This window comes from Arthrobacter sp. GmRoot5-12, assembly GCF_059739365.1.
Genome location: NZ_AP046056.1, coordinates 3,594,682 through 3,610,629, shown reverse-complemented (window position 1 = coordinate 3,610,629; position 15,948 = coordinate 3,594,682). Strand labels below are relative to the sequence as shown.

Annotated in this window: 15 protein-coding genes; 3 read left to right on the top strand and 12 right to left on the bottom strand. The window is 68.8% G+C overall.

What is annotated here, in order from left to right; translation table 11 throughout:
* The first annotated feature begins 218 nt into the window (after nt 1-218).
* Nucleotides 219-950, top strand: coding sequence for an IclR family transcriptional regulator (locus AC6JAM_RS16690; protein ID WP_497935280.1), 732 nt, complete (start codon nt 219-221; stop codon nt 948-950).
* A gap of 35 nt (nt 951-985) precedes the next feature.
* On the opposite strand, the gene AC6JAM_RS16685 is transcribed toward AC6JAM_RS16690, so the two are convergent.
* The 4 genes from AC6JAM_RS16685 to AC6JAM_RS16670 all read right to left on the bottom strand — a co-directional run bounded on the left by AC6JAM_RS16685 (nt 986) and on the right by AC6JAM_RS16670 (nt 7,714).
* Entirely contained in the window at nt 986-2,242 is a 1,257-nt protein-coding gene (locus AC6JAM_RS16685) for an MFS transporter (protein WP_488315965.1), read from the bottom strand.
* Nucleotides 2,243-2,408: 166 nt separating this feature from the next.
* Entirely contained in the window at nt 2,409-5,537 is a 3,129-nt protein-coding gene (locus AC6JAM_RS16680; RefSeq protein WP_497935279.1) for an AAA family ATPase, read from the bottom strand.
* Nucleotides 5,534-6,712 carry an exonuclease SbcCD subunit D gene (locus AC6JAM_RS16675; RefSeq protein WP_488315925.1) on the bottom strand — a complete coding sequence of 393 codons (1,179 nt, stop codon included), beginning with the start codon at nt 6,710-6,712 and terminating at the stop codon, nt 5,534-5,536. Before AC6JAM_RS16675 ends, AC6JAM_RS16680 begins: the two co-directional genes overlap by 4 nt.
* Nucleotides 6,713-6,769: 57 nt before the next feature.
* Complete coding sequence (locus AC6JAM_RS16670) at nt 6,770-7,714, bottom strand: aquaporin (protein WP_497935278.1); 945 nt, start codon at nt 7,712-7,714, stop codon at nt 6,770-6,772.
* A gap of 215 nt (nt 7,715-7,929) precedes the next feature.
* Here AC6JAM_RS16670 and AC6JAM_RS16665 point away from each other — a divergent pair, with 215 nt between their 5' ends.
* Nucleotides 7,930-9,015 (top strand): ADP-ribosylglycohydrolase family protein, encoded by a 1,086-nt coding sequence (locus tag AC6JAM_RS16665; protein ID WP_488315923.1) that lies wholly within the window; start codon nt 7,930-7,932, stop codon nt 9,013-9,015.
* Here the strand turns inward: AC6JAM_RS16665 and AC6JAM_RS16660 are convergent.
* Complete coding sequence (locus AC6JAM_RS16660) at nt 8,996-9,475, bottom strand: DUF4395 domain-containing protein (RefSeq protein WP_223991988.1); 480 nt, start codon at nt 9,473-9,475, stop codon at nt 8,996-8,998. The genes AC6JAM_RS16665 and AC6JAM_RS16660 overlap by 20 nt on opposite strands.
* Before the next feature lie 83 nt (nt 9,476-9,558).
* The gene (locus AC6JAM_RS16655) at nt 9,559-10,614 is read right to left on the bottom strand and encodes a 3'-5' exonuclease (RefSeq protein ID WP_056387966.1); all 1,056 of its coding nucleotides are present in this window, start codon (nt 10,612-10,614) and stop codon (nt 9,559-9,561) included.
* A 68-nt stretch (nt 10,615-10,682) separates the two neighbouring features.
* On the opposite strand from AC6JAM_RS16655, the gene AC6JAM_RS16650 reads away from it, so the two are divergent.
* A complete protein-coding gene (locus AC6JAM_RS16650; protein WP_043424767.1) occupies nt 10,683-11,477 on the top strand; it encodes a DedA family protein in 795 nt (264 codons plus the stop codon).
* Nucleotides 11,478-11,607: 130 nt separating this feature from the next.
* Here the strand turns inward: AC6JAM_RS16650 and rdgB are convergent, their stop codons facing one another.
* From rdgB to clpS, 6 genes are all read right to left on the bottom strand, one after another.
* Nucleotides 11,608-12,255 (bottom strand): RdgB/HAM1 family non-canonical purine NTP pyrophosphatase, encoded by a 648-nt coding sequence (rdgB, locus tag AC6JAM_RS16645; protein ID WP_018768375.1) that lies wholly within the window; start codon nt 12,253-12,255, stop codon nt 11,608-11,610.
* Nucleotides 12,252-13,010 carry a ribonuclease PH gene (gene rph, locus AC6JAM_RS16640; RefSeq protein ID WP_026265632.1) on the bottom strand — a complete coding sequence of 253 codons (759 nt, stop codon included), beginning with the start codon at nt 13,008-13,010 and terminating at the stop codon, nt 12,252-12,254. Before rph ends, rdgB begins: the two co-directional genes overlap by 4 nt.
* A 51-nt stretch (nt 13,011-13,061) precedes the next feature.
* Nucleotides 13,062-13,859 (bottom strand): MBL fold metallo-hydrolase, encoded by a 798-nt coding sequence (locus AC6JAM_RS16635; RefSeq protein WP_018768377.1) that lies wholly within the window; start codon nt 13,857-13,859, stop codon nt 13,062-13,064.
* Nucleotides 13,856-14,869, bottom strand: a complete 1,014-nt coding sequence (murI, locus tag AC6JAM_RS16630; RefSeq protein WP_497935975.1) for a glutamate racemase — start codon at nt 14,867-14,869, stop codon at nt 13,856-13,858. Before murI ends, AC6JAM_RS16635 begins: the two co-directional genes overlap by 4 nt.
* A 123-nt stretch (nt 14,870-14,992) precedes the next feature.
* The gene (locus AC6JAM_RS16625) at nt 14,993-15,559 is read right to left on the bottom strand and encodes a DUF2017 domain-containing protein (protein ID WP_056387968.1); all 567 of its coding nucleotides are present in this window, start codon (nt 15,557-15,559) and stop codon (nt 14,993-14,995) included.
* On the bottom strand, nt 15,552-15,935 hold the full coding sequence (gene clpS / locus AC6JAM_RS16620) for an ATP-dependent Clp protease adapter ClpS (protein ID WP_018768380.1): 384 nt from the start codon (nt 15,933-15,935) through the stop codon (nt 15,552-15,554). The genes AC6JAM_RS16625 and clpS overlap by 8 nt, the downstream gene beginning before the upstream one ends.
* Between the last annotated feature and the right edge of the window lie 13 nt (nt 15,936-15,948).

The window sequence follows — 15,948 nt, the reverse complement described above, 5'->3', positions numbered from 1 at the left end:
CCCGGACGCCTTCAGAATTACCGACAGAACGGTCAGTTAGTTAGTAGGGTACTACGGAATTGTGATGCGGGACACGGGGTGCGGATTTTTTTCAAGGGGATGTGCCCGACATTGAGTTCTATATTCGAACTGCGAGTTCGTATAGAGGACAATACCCGGTGCGCCCGGATGAGACAAGGGTCACGGCAGGCCGCGCGTTCGCCCCTAGGATGGATTTCATGACACCTCCAGCAGCCGCAGCCCGGGCGGCGGAGCCGCAGGCTTCGCCGTCCCAGACCCTTTCGCGCGGCATCCGCGCCCTTGAGATCCTGGCAGCTGCCCCGGGCCCGCTGACCATCGCCGAACTGGCCGACGCCATGGGTGTCCACCGTTCGGTGGCCTACCGGATCCTGCGTACCCTGGAAGACCATTCCCTCCTGGTGCGTGACGATGCCGGACGGGTCCAGCCCGGCCCCGGCCTGGCAGTCCTGGCCCGGGGAGTATCGCGCAACCTGCAGAGCGCCGCCCTTCCCGAGCTCACCCAGTTGGCGAACTCGCTGGATATGACGGCGTTCGTTGCGGTGTGGGACCACCATGACTGCATCACGCTCGTCACGGTTGAGCCGCGGCATTCGGGCGCCACCGTGGCCCAGCACCCTGGTACGCGCCACCCCATCAACGCAGGCGCGCCGGGTATCGCCATCCAGTCGGCCCTTTCCGAAGCCGAGTGGGACCGCTTGGATACGGGTATCCCCTACCGTCCGGAGGCGTCGGAAGCGCGGAGGAGGGGTTACTCAGCCAGCCATGACGAGGTCATTGCCGGGGTTTCCTCGCTGGCAGCCCCTGTCCGGGTGCCCGGCGGGCGCCCGGCCGCCCTCGCCGTCGTCTACATCCGTTCCGCCCATGATCCGGAAACGGTGGGGGCGGCCATCGCCGCAAGCGCCGCCAGGATCGAGGGCCAACTGGCGTAGCGGCGGGAGGGCGGCAGGCTGGCATGGAGGCCCTGTCAGGTCCTCCGGCGGAGCACGACGGCGGCCCCGGCCCCAAGCAGCGCCAGCGCTGCGGCCGCGCAGACCGGGACAAGGAACGCCGCCGCCGGGCCGTGGAGTTGGGCCAGCTGTCCCCCAATCGAGGACCCGATGGCCGTTCCGGCGACAATACCGCTGGCCAGGGCGGTCATGACCGTGCCAAGCCGGCCGGCGGGAGCCACCTGTCCGCCCACGGCGAAGACCGTGACCATGACCGGACCCACCGGGAGTCCAAGGACCAGCAGGACCGCCGCCATCATGGGCAGCGATGCCGGCACCAGCAGCAGGACCGCCAGCCCCGCCATCAGGGCTGCGCACAGCACCCAGCGCAGTGCCAGGCCGGCGCGCCGCGGCCAGTAGGCAACCGAGAATGCCGCCACTGCAGAGCTTAGGCCCATCACGGCGTACAGCAGGCCCGCAATTTCCGTGCCAGCGAGCCCCGCAGAGAAGGCGCTGAGGGCGGCCTGGGTGGAACCGAAAAAGGTCCCCATGCAGACCATGGCCAGAACCGGCAAGGCAACGACCCATGGCAGCTTCACGGGTTGTGCCCTGCCCGTGCCCTTCCTGCGGACGGGACGACCGGTGGCAGGTACGGCGCCATGGGTAGGGTGCACCGCGAAGGCAGGGACAAGGGTGATGGTCATGGCCGCTGCCAGCGCCAGGGGAAGCCAGGGCGCCACGAGGCTGGCCAGGATTCCCACCAGGGCCGGCCCCAGGACAAACGTCAGTTCATCGGCCGTGCTCTCGTAGGAGAGCGCGGTGTCCAGCTCACGGGCAGCGCCACCGGACGGCGCCGACGGACCTGCGGCACTGGCTGTCAGCGCCATCCACCTGACCCGGGCCAGGGGTCCCACCTGGGGGCAGGTGGCGCCGGCGGCGAAGGCGGCCACCAGGACGGCGGGCGGGAAATCCCCCGCCTCGGATGTGGTGTTGGCGATGAAGACCAAGGCCAGCACCGCCAGGGTGTTGAGCAGAGCGGACAGGAGCAGGACGGGCCGTTGTCCCCGCCTGTCCGCCAGGGCTCCAAGCACCGGAGCTCCGAGCGCGGAGCCGATCCCCACCGCGCCGGCCGCGGCCCCGCCGGCGGCGAAGGAACCCGTGACCGAGGTGACCAGGGTCAGCGTGCCCATGGCCAGCATGGCCAGGGGAAGCCGCGCAAAAAGTCCCAAGGGAATGAAGCTTCTGCCGGCGAGCTGCGGCAGCCGGGAAAAACGCCCCCTCGCTGCCCGTTCCATGGAGTCCGGGCTGGAGGTTTCCTGCTCTGCGGCGGTGCGGGCAGGAGTGTCGGGGGTGGTTGAAGGAGTAGTTTGTGGTGTCAATTCCGGGCTCGTTCAATAGGTGCGCATCGTCCCTCCTCCCGATGCGCGCAACCCGGTAACGCGCTCCAGTATATCGGCCGGGTCAGGCGAGGGCGTCCACAGTCTCGGAGATCCGCAGCGTGGAGCCGTTCCGGCTCTTGATCACTTGCAACTGGGTCCCGATGCGCTGTTTCATCTCGGCAACATGGCTGACCAGTCCCACCACCCTGCCGCCGTCGCGGAGCCCCTCAATGGCATTCATGACCTGTTCCAAGGACTGTTCGTCCAGGCTTCCGAAGCCCTCATCCACGAACAGGGTCTCGATTTCCACCCCTCCGGCCTCCTGCTGGACGACGTCCGCCAGCCCGAGTGCCAGCGAGAGCGACGCCATGAAGGACTCGCCTCCGGACAGGGTGGAGGTGTCCCGCCGGAAGCCCGTCCACTGGTCCACCACTTCAAGTCCCAGCCCTGATTTTGCGCCACGCGCTGCCTTGGCGTCGGTGTGCTGGAGCAGGTAGCGGCCATCACTCATGGCCACCAGGCGTTCGGACGCGGCGAGGGCCACCTGCTCCAGCCTCGCCGCCAGGACGTAGCTGTTCAGGCTCATCCGGTACGTGTTCTCACCCCGGCCGGCTGCGGCGTCAGCCAGCCCGGCAAGCATCTGTGCCCGCTCCGCCGGTTCCCGGGATGCGCGGACCAGCTCCTGGTAGTCGGCGGCGATCGTTTTCAGGGATTCCAGGCAACGCGAGGCGAGACCGGCGGCAAGATCGGCTTCCCGCGCGTCATTCTGGGCAGTGGCCGCCTCCAGGCGAAGCGCTGCCAGCCGCTCCTCGTCTGCCCGGAAGCCGTCCGCGGCTTCTGCCAGGGCCAGCACAATTTCCTCGGATTCGAACAATCCGGCAACGCGCGCGGCTTCGTCCTGGGCTGCACGGCCGGCGGCTTCCAGGGCTGCCGCTTCGGCGGCGCCAAGGAGCTGGCTGCGGACGTCGTCTGCCGTGGCGAAACCCGCACCCGGCAGGGCCAGTTCCAACTGCTCCTGCGCCTCGGCGGACTGCAGCCGCGCCGCGTCCAGCCGCGTCTGCGCCTCGACGGCCTTGTCCAGGACAGCTGCGGCGTCCTCGAGTGCCCGCAGCCGGCGGGTCAAGCTGGGGTGGGGGCCGCGCAGGGCGGCGAGCGCCTTGTCCAGTGCTGCAGCCTGTTCGGCCGCCTCGGCAAGGGACACGGCAGTCCGGGACAGCTCTGCCTCTGTTTCGGACAGCGCGGCACGCGCCTGCCCCAGGCCGGCATCCAGCGCTTCCAGCCGTTGCCGCCTGTCCTGCAGCTCCTCTGCGGCCTGCTCGGCGTCCGCGGCGGCAGCGAGGGCGGCCTCGGCACCGGCGCGTGCCTCTTCAACAGGGGTGGTCCCGCCCTGGCCCGCGAGGACTGCCACGGCCTGCTCCGCTTCTGCAAGGTCAGCGGCAACCAGGGCATGGGCTGCCTCTGCGGCCTCGTATAAGCGGTGGGCTTCCTCTTCATCCTGGGCCAGGCCCGGGCCGGTAGTGCCGCCATCCGCGGGGCGTGGATGCTGCCCGCTTCCGCAGACGGGACAGGGCTCGCCGGCAACCAGCTTGGCTGCCAGCTCGGATGCGGCGTTGGCGAGCCTGACCTCCCGCAGGTCCAGCCAATGGCGTTTTGCCTCCAGGAGGTCCTCCCGCGAATCGTCATGGCGGATCCTGGCCAGGTCCCTCCGCTGGGCAGCCCGCCCGTGCCGCCGGACGATGTCCAGCAGCTCCGCGGCCGCAGCGGCTTCCTTACGGCGGAGTGCCGCCTCGATGGAGCGCGCTTCCAGCTGGTCCATACCGTCGGCCAGTACCGCCCGATCGTCCTGCAAATGGGCTGCGCGATTCCCCAGCGTCTCCACGGTGAGCCGGAGCTCTTCCTGCCGGCCGGCCCGGCTCCGGTGCCGCTTCCGCAGGTCCTGGAGCCTGTCCTCGTCCGGCAGCCGGGCCTCGACGACGGCCAGCAGCGAACGCAGCCGGCCCAGTTCGTCCGCTGCCCCGGGGACGCTGCCTCCGGCGGCGAATGGTTCCAAACCCTGTGTTTCGGAGCCTGGTGATTTGGAGCCCGGTGATTTGGAGCCCAGTGTTTTGGAGCCCAGGGTTTCCAGGCCCAGCCGGGCCAGTTCGCCGTCGTCCGTGGCAGCCATCCGCAGCAACGTCAGGGCAGATTCTGCAGCGGCTTCCGCGTTGTGGACCTTGGCTGCCGCAGCGTCCACGGCCTGCAGCTGCCCCTGGAGGACCTCGGCCTGGCGGTGCCGGGCCAGACGGGAGGAGAGCTCATCGCGATGCGCAGCCCCGTCCTCCACGGACTTCCGCCGGGCGGTGGCCGCCTGGAGTTTCCGGTGCCGCTCATGCCGCGCGGCTTCGCTGTCCACCTCACTTCGGCGGTCCTGGCTGAGCGCCGCCGCGGCTGCGGCGTGCTCCGTGAGTTCCGCCAGCCGGCCGGCAACGGAAGCCTGCAGCCAGTCAAGGCGGCCGGGGACGTCGTCCGCCGGCGGAGCTCCGGCATCAGGAAGCTGGAGCGGAGCGGCCTCGGTTTCGGCACGCGAGGCAAGGAGGCCGAGTTGGCCGGACAGGGCGGCGACGTCCTCCCGGGCGGCGGCAGCCTGACGCGAGAGTTCCTGTTCCAGGGCCTCGAAGCGCTGGGTGCCGAAGAGCTTTTGCAGCAGGTCCAGGCGGTCGGCGGCCTTGGAGCGGAGGAAGGCAGCGAAATCACCCTGCGGCAGCATGACCACCCGGGTGAACTGCTCACGGTCCATGCCCAGCAGCGCCATGATCTCCGCGCCTGCTTCGTCGTTGCGCGCGGACTTTTCCACCCACGCCCCGTCGATCCGTTCGCGGAGCAGCGTTTTTGCCTGCTGGACCGTGAAGCCATTCTTGCCCCGCGCGCTGGGCTTGTCCCACGCCGGCGAGCGGGTCACTTCGAAGCGGCGGCCCTGCGAGGAGAACTCGCAGGTCACGGAAGGTTCCTGACCGGGTTCCGCGTGGTCGCTGCGCAGCCGCTTGCCGTCCTGCCGGGCACCGGGGACAGATCCGTACAGGGCAAAGCAGATGGCATCCAGCACGCTGGTCTTGCCGGCACCGGTGGGCCCGTTCAGCAGGAACAGGCCATGGGCGCTGAGGCGGTCAAAGTCGATGTCCTCGGTTCCGGCGAAAGGGCCGAACCCGGAGATGCGCAGATGGTGGATCCTCACCGTGACGCCTCCAGCAGCCTGACGTTTTCCAGCGCGGCGGCGAGCGCGTTCTTCTCCGCCGGGTCTGCAGTCCGTCCCCGCACATGCTCCAGGAAACCGCAGCACAGGGCGAGGTCATCCGGTGCGCCCGCGAGCCTGCTGCTGTAGCTGGCTTGGGGGGCGGCAGCCCCGCCCTGCGGATCGAAGGACAGGACCAGGGTGTCCGGGAACCTGGCGCGGAGCCGTTCCATGGCACGGGCGGGACGCTGGGCATCCGTCAGGGTGATCTGGCAGTAGGCGGTCTCAGCCCAGGCGTGGCCCGGGTCCGCCAGGAGATCTTCCAGGGTTCCGCGCAGTACGGCGAGGGACCGCGGGGCCTCCCACAGGACCTCCGCCACGGATGTGACTCCCGCCGGACCGATGTCCACCAGCCAGGCACCCTTCCGGTGGGCGGCCTCGGAGAAGGAATAGGCCAGCGGCGACCCGGAATACCTGACGGAGCCGGACAGCTGTTGACGCCCGTGCAGGTGGCCCAGGGCGGTGTAGCTGAAGCCGTCGAAGAGGTCCAGCGGCACCGCGCCCACTCCGCCGATGCTGAGGTCCCGTTCGCTGTCCGAACTGATGCCGCCGCTGGCGAAGGTGTGGGCCAGGATTACGGAGTGGACGGTGGCGGTAGCCGCCCGCCGGGCGATGTCCTCCCGGATCAGGGCGGTGGCCGCCCGGGTTACCTCGAAATGGCTTGGCGTTTCCGCCCCCAGCTGTTCGGCGACAAGCCTGGGCTCAAGCCATGGGATGCCGTACAGCGCGAGGACGGCGTCCTTTCCGGCAGCATCCGCGCCCAGCGGCAGCAGGAGCGGGTGGGCGAGGTCCTCCACCCTGGTGCGCAGGTGCACTCCCCCGCGTTCCAGCAGGCGGGAGGCAAAACCCAGGCGGATGGCGGAGTCGTGGTTCCCGCTGGTAAGCACCACTTTTGCACCCGTGGCAGTCAGGCGGACCAGTGCGTCATCAAGCAGGTGGACCACGTCCACGCCCGGCAGCGCCCGGTCATAGACGTCGCCGGCGATCAGGACAACGTCCACGCTGTCCCGCTGGACCGCTGCCACCAGCTGGTCAACGAAGGCGCGCTGGGCGTCCAGCATGCCGACGCCGTGGAAGGAACGGCCCAGATGCCAGTCCGAGGTGTGAAGTAACCGCATATCCCTAAGCTATCGGCAACCACTGACACTCAAGGAAAACGCCGCGGCCAGCGGCGGTCAGGACCGTTTTCCTTCGAAAAACTCCTGCGCCTCGTTGACGCCGCCTGCGTCCTGCCGGGCGGCCGCTGCGGGCACAGCCCTGTCCGTGCCGGCACTGTCCATGGCGTCGTCGTCGGCCTCCCCGGCGTCGTCGTCGGCCTCGGCGGCGCCCTCGTCGTCATGGAGGTCCGCGCCGTCCTCAACGGATGCAGCGGACTCAGCCACTCCGGTAATGCGGAACGCCAGCCCCGCGATGGCAGCGCCGGCCAGCGGCGCGACCAGGAAGACCCACAGCTGCTCCAAGGCCCAGCCGGAACTGAAGACGGCGGAGGCGACGGCGCGGGCGGGGTTGTACGGCAGGTTCCCCACCGACTGGCCCACCTGCAGCAGGGCCGCGAAGGACAGGCCGACGGCAACCGGCGCCGCGCTGCGGCTGCCGCCGGAGCGGCCGGCGGCAAGGAAGACAGCCACGATGATCGCGGCCCCCAGCAGTTCCAGGAGCACGACGGCGGCGAGCGGGGCCTGAATGATGGAATGCTCGCCGAAGCCCGCGGTCACGGTGTCGAAGGCAGTACGGCTGTCAGGGATGCTGGGAAGGGTGCGGAGGATGCCGAACAGGGCAAGGGCGCCCACCAGGGCTCCCACCACCTGGGCGGCGGCGCATGCGGCGGCGGCGCCGGCATGGATCCGTCCCGCCAGGAGGTGACCCAGGGTAACGGCGGGATTGAAATGGCCGCCGGAGATGTGTCCGAAGGCGAACATTGCCGCCGTGATGGCCAGGCCGGCGGCAAGGGCCGCCGGCACCGGGCTGGACTGCGGAATGCTGAACAGCGGCACGCCCAGCCCGGCCACGGCCAGGAAGAGGCTGCCGAAGGCCTCGGCCACCAGGCGGGGCATCAGAGCGCTGGGCGCGGTGGCCGCGCCGGGCTGCAGTGCGTCGCGGGCGGGGACAGGGGTGCTCATGATGTGACCTTCGCTTCTTGGGGCCTGGGCTTTGCGTTGCAAGCGGCAACTGCTGCCGGTTCCGGGGCTTCCACCAGCTTGCAGGGCGGCGCCGGGCAACCCGTGCAGTATTCCAGCCCAGGCTGTGCGTTTGCTGGACACCAGCCGTGCGCAATGGCCGGCGGGACGGATGGGACCAGGCGGCGGGACCGGTTTTCGGACGGTAAATTTACTTCATGAGCATCGACCGCGGAACCCCTGTGCCCACCCTCAAGTCCCGGATCCATGGTGCGCTGCTGGGCGGGGCGCTGGGGGATGCACTGGGCTATGCGGTGGAGGCTGATTCCATCGGCGCCATCCGCCGGCGCTTCGGAGCCCGGGGCCTGACCGGGTTTGACGCTCTGTCCGGTTCCTGGCCTTTTTCCGACGACACGCAGCTGACCCTGTATACCGTGGACGGGCTGGTGGAGGCATTGGAGTGGGCCAACGACGGGGTGGGTGCGGATGTGAACGCCTGCCTCTGGCTGGCGTACCTGCGCTGGCTGGCCAACCAGGGCGAAGACGCCGGGGCTTCAGCGCCCGCACCCCAGCCCCGCTGGATCGACGGCAACGAGGTGCTGCGGCAGCGCCGGCATCCGGAGCAGGACTGCATCACCGGGCTGGCCTCCGGCGAGATGGGCACGTCGGTCCGCCCCGTCAACCCCGAGGCCAAAGGCGCCGGCACGGTGATGCGTTCGGCGCCGTTCGGGCTGATTCCACATATTGCGCCCGACGCCGTCTACAAGCTCAGTTCCGACGCCGCCTCCCTCACGCACGGGCACCCTTCCGCCCGCCAGAGCGCCGGAATCTTCAGTCTCCTGATCCATAAGCTCGTGTCCGGCGAGGCGCTGCGGGACGCCGCTGCCGCGGTGGCCGCGCACGCGGCCACCCTCCCGGACGTGGCGCCGGAGCTCCCGGAGAGGCTTGAGGCCGCCCTTCGTCTCGCCGACAAGGCAATCGTTGACCCGGAGGAACTGGTCCACGTGCTTGGCGGGGGCCGGATGGCGGAGGAGGCACTCGCCGTCGCACTGTATGCAGTCCTGGCCACGTTGCCCGCTGACGACGCGGACGCCGGGCCCGGCCGGCATTTCCGGGACGCTGTTGTTCTGGCCGTGAACCATGACGGCCCCAGCAGTACCACGGGCTCGCTGGCAGGGAACATCCTGGGCGCCTTCTATGGGGAAGACTGCCTGCCGGCGCAGTGGCTCGGGGCCCTGGAAGCGCCCGGGGTGGTCCGCGGCATGGCCAATCAGTTGGTGAAGGTCACAACCGGCGAAGGCTGATGTTGTTGCAGGCCTCGCAGACGTCCTCGGGGACCAGCCCGCGGCGCTGCAGAAACCCGAAGATGGCGCACCCCAGGCAGAACCCGGCGAAGGCCTCCAGGGAGGCTGCCACCACCAGGATCCCCAGGAGGGTCCAGGCTGCGGCTGCTGCACCTGCGGCGAACAGGAGCAGCGCCGAGGTGGATACGGCGGCACCTATCCCCTGGGCAAAGCGCTTGGGCGGCCCCGGCACAAGTCTTACCTTTCCCAGCCGCGGAGTGATGACCTTGACTGAGAGCAGCGCCAGGGGTGAAATCCGCGGGCCGAAGAGCAGACGCAGCCAGAACCCGATGGAGATGGCCAGCAGCCCCCACCCGGAGCCCGCCAAGGCGGTGACGACGGCGAGCAGCACCACGAGCGCTGCCGTGACACGGGCGGCGTACTCGTTGACGGGATTGGGAAAAGCGAACAGGGACGCCATATGGCAAGGCTAGGAGCCTGTGGCAGGGCTGCCAAGCTGTGTTGCGCCGCATGAAGCGGGCGCGACTTTGAGTGCCGGCCGCGTCAGGCGCTGACGGCAGTCGCGCGGGCGCCGTCCCAGGTTTCCCCGGGGTCGGCGTGCAGGGCGTCCCCGTTGCCCACCATCTGGAGGAACTCACCCTCGGACAGCACTTCGATGGCTTGTCCCCGCTCATGGAGCTCCAGGACGCGGCGCGCCTTGCCGGTGAGCCTGCCGGAGCGCAGGTCTGAGGCAACGAAGCCATCCCCCACCACCAGCACGGTGGTACGGCCGGTGACCCGGCTTTCCGTCCGGGCACCGCACCTGGCCGAGCGCAGCTTCGCTTCCGGACGGGCAATGGAGAGCTGCCCGGTGAATACCACCGTCTGCGCGTACAACGGATGGCCTGGCTCGGCGTCCAGGTTGGGTTCCGGGTTCAGCCCTTCCTCGGGCCAGCCGGACTGGAACCGGCGCACCAGTGCGGCACCGTTGCCGGACGCAGCAGCCATGGCCGCCACGCTTGGCTTCGACAGGTCGCCCGAGGCGGGATCGAAGGCCTGCTGGTGCGGCATGGCCAGCCCCAGGGAGAGGAAGAGTTCGGCGATGCTGTTGGCACCGTTGCGCGCGGCGATGTCGACGAGGATCCCGGCACAGGCGCGGGCGTCCTCGGCGGCGTCGTGGTGGTTGACCAGCGGTACGCCCGCTTCCTCGGCGGCGAAGGGAAGCGAGTTGGAGACGAGCGAGTAGCAGCGCCGGGACAGCATGACGGTGCAGACGTAGTCGTAGGCGGGACCGGGCAGGCCCGATACCTCCAGCGCCGAGCGGATCACGCCCAGGTCAAAGGCCGCATTGTGGGCTGCAAGCACGTCGTCGCCGATGAACGCGCCAATCTCCGGGAACAACTCCCCAAAACGGGGCCTTCCGGCAACATCCGCAGCCGTGATGCCGTGGATCCGGACGTTGTGATGGTCAAAGTGGTCATAACCGGCCGGGGGGCGCATCAGCCAGGAGGCCTCTGCGACGATTTCCCCGCCCCTTACCTTCGTCAGTCCCACAGAGCACGGGGAGCCGCGGAAGCCGTTGGCCGTTTCGAAGTCGATCGCCGTAAAGTCCAAACCCACGGCCCCTACCTTACCGCCGCAGGCCTCCCAGACCGGTCAAGTACCCTTGAGAGGTGAACTTTCCTGTGATGAATGACCTCGCTGTGTCCATGCTGGTGGGTGCGGGACCGGTCCAGCCAAGAATGGCTTCCTTCCTGCCCGATTGGCTGAACCCCCAGGTCTTCCTGGCCGATCCCGCGCTCGCCCCCTGGGTGGTCCTGCTGGTGTGCGGCATCGTCTTCGCCGAAACCGGGCTGCTGGTGGGGTTCTTCCTCCCCGGAGACTCCATGCTGTTCACCGCCGGCCTGCTGGTGGCCACGGACACCATCAAGTTCAACATCTGGCTTTTGGCCCTCCTGATCGTAGTCTCGGCCATCATCGGCAACCAGACCGGCTACCTCATCGGTTCAAAGGCCGGTCCCGCCATCTTCAACAAGCCAAACTCCAAGCTCTTCAAGCGCGAGAATGTCGAAAATGCGCACGCCTTCTTTGAAAAGCACGGCGGCAAAGCACTGATCCTGGCCCGCTTCGTCCCCATCATCCGGACCTTTGTTCCTGTGATCGTCGGCGTGGCGCAAATGAGCAGGAGGAAATTCTTCCTCTACAACGTCATCGGAGCGGCACTGTGGGGCGGCGGTGTGACGCTGCTCGGTTACCTGCTGGGCGACAAAGTTCCGTGGGTCCGGGACAACCTGGACATCATCTTCATCGCCATTGTGCTGGTCTCGGTGATTCCCATCGGCATCGAGGTCCTGCGCGGCCTGTCCGCCAAGCGCCAGGCACAGGCCTACGGCACGGACGCGGTGGACGAGTTCATCGAGGAACACGAACCGGACGAGGAGCGGAAGACTCCCCGCAACAGCCACCGCGGCCGGCCGGAGTAGCAGCCTTCCCCCGGCCAGACTGCAAAAGCCGGCCAGGCTGCAAAAGAAGGTGCGCATCCCGCCGGGATGCGCACCTTCTTTTGTTGGCTGGCCGTTTTGAAGTTGGCTGGCCTGCGGGCAGGCAGGTTCCCTAGCGGGCCGCCTCCAGGGCCGCCACAATGGACGGCAGGAGGGCCCGGAAGGCCTTGCCGCGGTGGCTGATGGCGTTCTTTTCCTCGGCGGACAGTTCGGCACAGCTGCGGTCCTCGCCTGCAGGCTGCAGGACGGGGTCGTAGCCGAACCCGCCGCTCCCCCGGGGTTCGCGCAGCAGGATCCCCTCAAGCTGCCCGTACTCCACCACTTCGCGCCCGGGTCCGCCTCCGTCAGCGGGCACGGCCAGCGCGGCGGCGCACACGAATGCGGCGCCACGGTGTTCGTCCGGGACGTCGGAGAGCTGGTTCAGCAGCAGTTCCAGGTTGGCGGCGTCGTCGCCGTGGCGTCCAGCCCAGCGGGCGGAGAAGATGCCCGGGGCCCCGCCCATGACGTCCACGGCCAGCCCGGAGTCGTCGGCGATGGCCACCAGGCCGGTGGCGCCGGCGACGGCGCGGGCCTTCAGCAGCGAGTTTTCGGCGAACGTCACGCCGGTCTCGGCAACGTCCGGCGCACCCGCCGCCGCCGCGTCCACCACCTGGGTGTCGACGTCGAGCCCTGGCACCTGCCCGCGCAGCAGCTCACGGAGTTCGCGGAGCTTGCCCTTGTTGTGCGTGGCGAGCACCAGCCGGGGAGCCGGGCTGCTCACAGGGATTCCGCCAGGGTCTCGCGCTGGATGGCAGCGAGTTGGGCGGTTCCCAGCAGGGCCAGGTCAAGGAGCTGGTCCAGTTCCGCACGGTCGAAGGGAGCGCCCTCGGCCGTGCCCTGCACCTCCACGAACTTGCCGGAGCCGGTCACCACCACGTTCATGTCGGTTTCAGCGCGGACATCCTCGACATAGGGCAGGTCCAGCATGGGAACCCCGTCGATGATGCCCACGGACACCGCCGCGATGGTGTCGATGATGGGCTGGGCGTTCCTGCCGATGAGCTGGTTGTCGCGGGCGAACCGGATGGAGTCCGCCAGTGCCACATAGGCACCGGTGATGGCGGCCGTGCGGGTGCCGCCGTCGGCCTGCAGGACGTCGCAGTCCAGCACGATCGTGTTCTCGCCCAGGGCCTTGGTATCGATGATGGAGCGCAGCGAGCGCCCGATCAGGCGCGAGATCTCGTGGGTGCGGCCGCCGATCTTTCCTTTGACGGATTCGCGGTCGGACCTGGTGTTGGTGGCGCGCGGGAGCATGGCGTATTCCGCCGTGACCCAGCCGCGGCCCTCGCCCTTAAGCCAGCGCGGGACGCCTGGGGTCAGCGACGCCGTGCACAGGACCCTGGTGTTGCCGAACTCGATCAGTGCCGATCCCTCAGCCTGGTTGGACCATCCGCGGGTGATGCTGATGGGCCGGAGCTGGTCCGGGGCACGGCCGTCGGCGCGCACAATGGGCACTGCAGTTGCTTCAGATGTCATGCCCCTAGCTTATCGAGTGCCGGTGCATGGCTTGTCGGGGTGCCGGCGCGGCTAGATGGTGTAGTGCACGCCCGCTACGGCAACGGCCACGTCCCCGGGGAACACCGGGCGCGCTTCGGCCATGACCGTGGTCTGGGACGTCCATACCGGGATGTGGGTCAGCAGGAGCCGCCGGGCGCCCGCCGCCGCTGCAGCCTCCCCCGCCCGCTTGCCGGTCAAGTGGACATCCTTGATGCCGGCGTCACGGCCCTCTTCGAAGGCTGCCTCGCACAGGAACAGGTCCGCGTCCTTGGCGGCTTCCTCAAGCCCCGCGCAGGAATCCGTGTCGCCGGAATAGGTCAGGACCCGGGACACCGACGTGCCGTCCTTGCCGGGCTCCACCACCTCCACCCGGAGGGCGTAGGCCTCCTCAATGGGGTGGTTGACCGCGAAGGGCGTGACGGTGAAGGGGCCCACGGTCACGGATTCGCGTTCGGTCCAGTTGGTGAAGTCGAACTCCTCATGCATGCCGGGGTCCAGGTCAAGCCCATAGGCCGTGGCCATCCTGTCCGCCGTGGCGGCGGGGCCCCACACGGGAATGCGGCCGCGCCCCCACCCGCCGGGCTTCCAGCGGATGGCAACGTGCAGCCCGCACAGGTCCATGCAGTGGTCCGGGTGCAGGTGGGTGAGGAAGATCGCGTCGATGTCCTCCAGGTCCGTGTAGCGCTGGATGGCCCCCAACGCGCCGCTGCCAAGGTCCATCACCACCTTCCACGACCGCTCACCGTCGGTGGCGGTCAGGAGGTAGCACGACGCCGGCGAGCCGGGCCCGGGGAACGAGCCCGTGCATCCCACGATGGTCAGCTTCACAGGGCGGGTCCTCCGGAGCGGCGTGCGTCGGCCAGTCCGCCGCCCACGAAGTTGGAGATCCTGGGGCGTTCGCGCGCGCCCTGCGCGGCGGCGATCATCTCAGGGGTGATCCGCGCCAGGCTGCCTGTAGGGTACTGGGCGGCCACATGGTCCACGTGGCGGACGGACAGCACCTCGGGGCCCAGGAACCGCCGGGCCAGCGCCTCGAACTGCCCGGCGTCGCCGGTGGCCACGAAGTGGTGCTCGGGCGGGGTGGGGGACGTGCGCTGCAGGTGGTGCGTGGCAAGGGCGCGGTACACGTCCTTGGCCGTTTCCTCGGCGCTGGAGACCAGGGTGACATCCGCGCCCATGACGTAGGAAATCACGCCCGTCAGCAGCGGGTAGTGGGTGCAGCCCAGGACCACGGTGTCCACCCCGGCCGCCTTCAACGGGGCAAGGTACTCTTCCGCGACGGCGAGCAGGGCCGGGCCGGTGGTGATCCCGGCCTCCACGTAGCTGACGAACTCCGGGCAGGCGACAGAGGTGATGTCCAGGTCGGGCGCCGCGGCGAAGGTGTCCTCATACGCGCGCGAGCCCACGGTGGCCGACGTGCCGATCACGCCCACCCTTCCGCTGCGGGTGGCGGCAACGGCGCGCCGCACCGCGGGCTGGATGACTTCGATGACCGGGATGCCGTACTTGGCGGTGTACCGCTCCCGGGCGTCCCGGAGCACAGCGGCCGACGCCGAGTTGCAGGCGATGGTGAGCAGCTTGACGCCGGAGTCCACGAGTTCGTCCATCACGCCCAGGGCGTTGGCCCGCACCTCCGCGATGGGGAGCGGCCCGTACGGCCCGTGCGCGGTGTCCCCCACGTAGAGGATCGACTCGTTGGGAAGCTGGTCAATGATGGAGCGGGCCACGGTGAGGCCGCCGACACCGGAATCGAAGACGCCGATGGGACGGGTTTCCGGGGCGACGGCGGGGAACCCGCTGTCGGCGTCCGTGGGCTGTGCTTCCGCCGGTGGTTCCATGCTCGGGGCTGTAGTCATGATTATTCGAGGATAGGTGTTCCCGGAAGCGTCAGCCATCATCTTGTGTCCCGCGACTCATGTCTGCTGCGTCACAGCGGACGGCCTCCCCCTGGCCGCCGTGGCTCACCGGCGGGATTCCATGGACTGCAGCAGGGCCTGGACCAGGGACTCCTGGAGCCAGGTGGTGAAGTTGTAGACCAGGGCCAGGTAGCTTTCCACGTCCTCGGCCTGGGACCAGTCCTGCATGCGGTGCACATGCTCGGCGTCGGCCTCGTCCCGGATGTCCAGCCGTTCGGCCAGGACCAGGCGCACATCGTTCAGCGCCATGGACCAGTGCTGCGCCCCCTCGGGGGTCAGCACGATCTCGTCCTTGTCCAGGTCCAAAGCCGCGGCGCGCAGGGCCCCGATCTTTGTCTCCCGCAGTGAACGCTCGGTGAGCTGGCGGAACTCAAGGGACGCGTCGCCGTCGTCCTTGACAACGTTGGGCAACAGCCGCTTGACGGCCCGGTCCGTGGGTTCTGCCACCTCCATGTCCAGGCCGATCAGTGCCGCCAGCGGGTCCTGCCCGGTGCGGTCCTCGGGCTGGAGCATGGAAATGACGTCGTCGATCAGGCTGCGCAGCAGGTCCCGTTCAGCCGGTTCCAGGTAGCCGGTGATGCCCTTGAGTCCGTATTTGAATGCCTTAGCCACGTTTTCCCTTACCCTGGCCCGGACCGCCGGACTTGCCCGATTTGCCGCCCGGACCGCCGCTGGCCTTTTCCACCGTGGCCCAGAGTCCGAAGCCGTGCATGGCCACGGCGTGGCGCTCCACCTGTTCCTTGCTGCCAGAGGCGACGATGGACCGGCCCTTCCGGTGGACTTCCATCATGAGCTTGTTGGCTTTGGTTTCCGAGTAGCCAAAGTAGCTTTGGAACACGTAGCTGACGTAGCTCATGAGATTTACGGGATCGTTCCAGATCACCAGGTTCCAGGGAATGTCCGGCGCGGTCAGGGAGTCGGTGGACTCTGCTGTGCCGGTCCGGATGCCCTCCTGTGTATCAGGGCCGGGCGCAACGCTTATGGTCATCTGTCCATTCTAT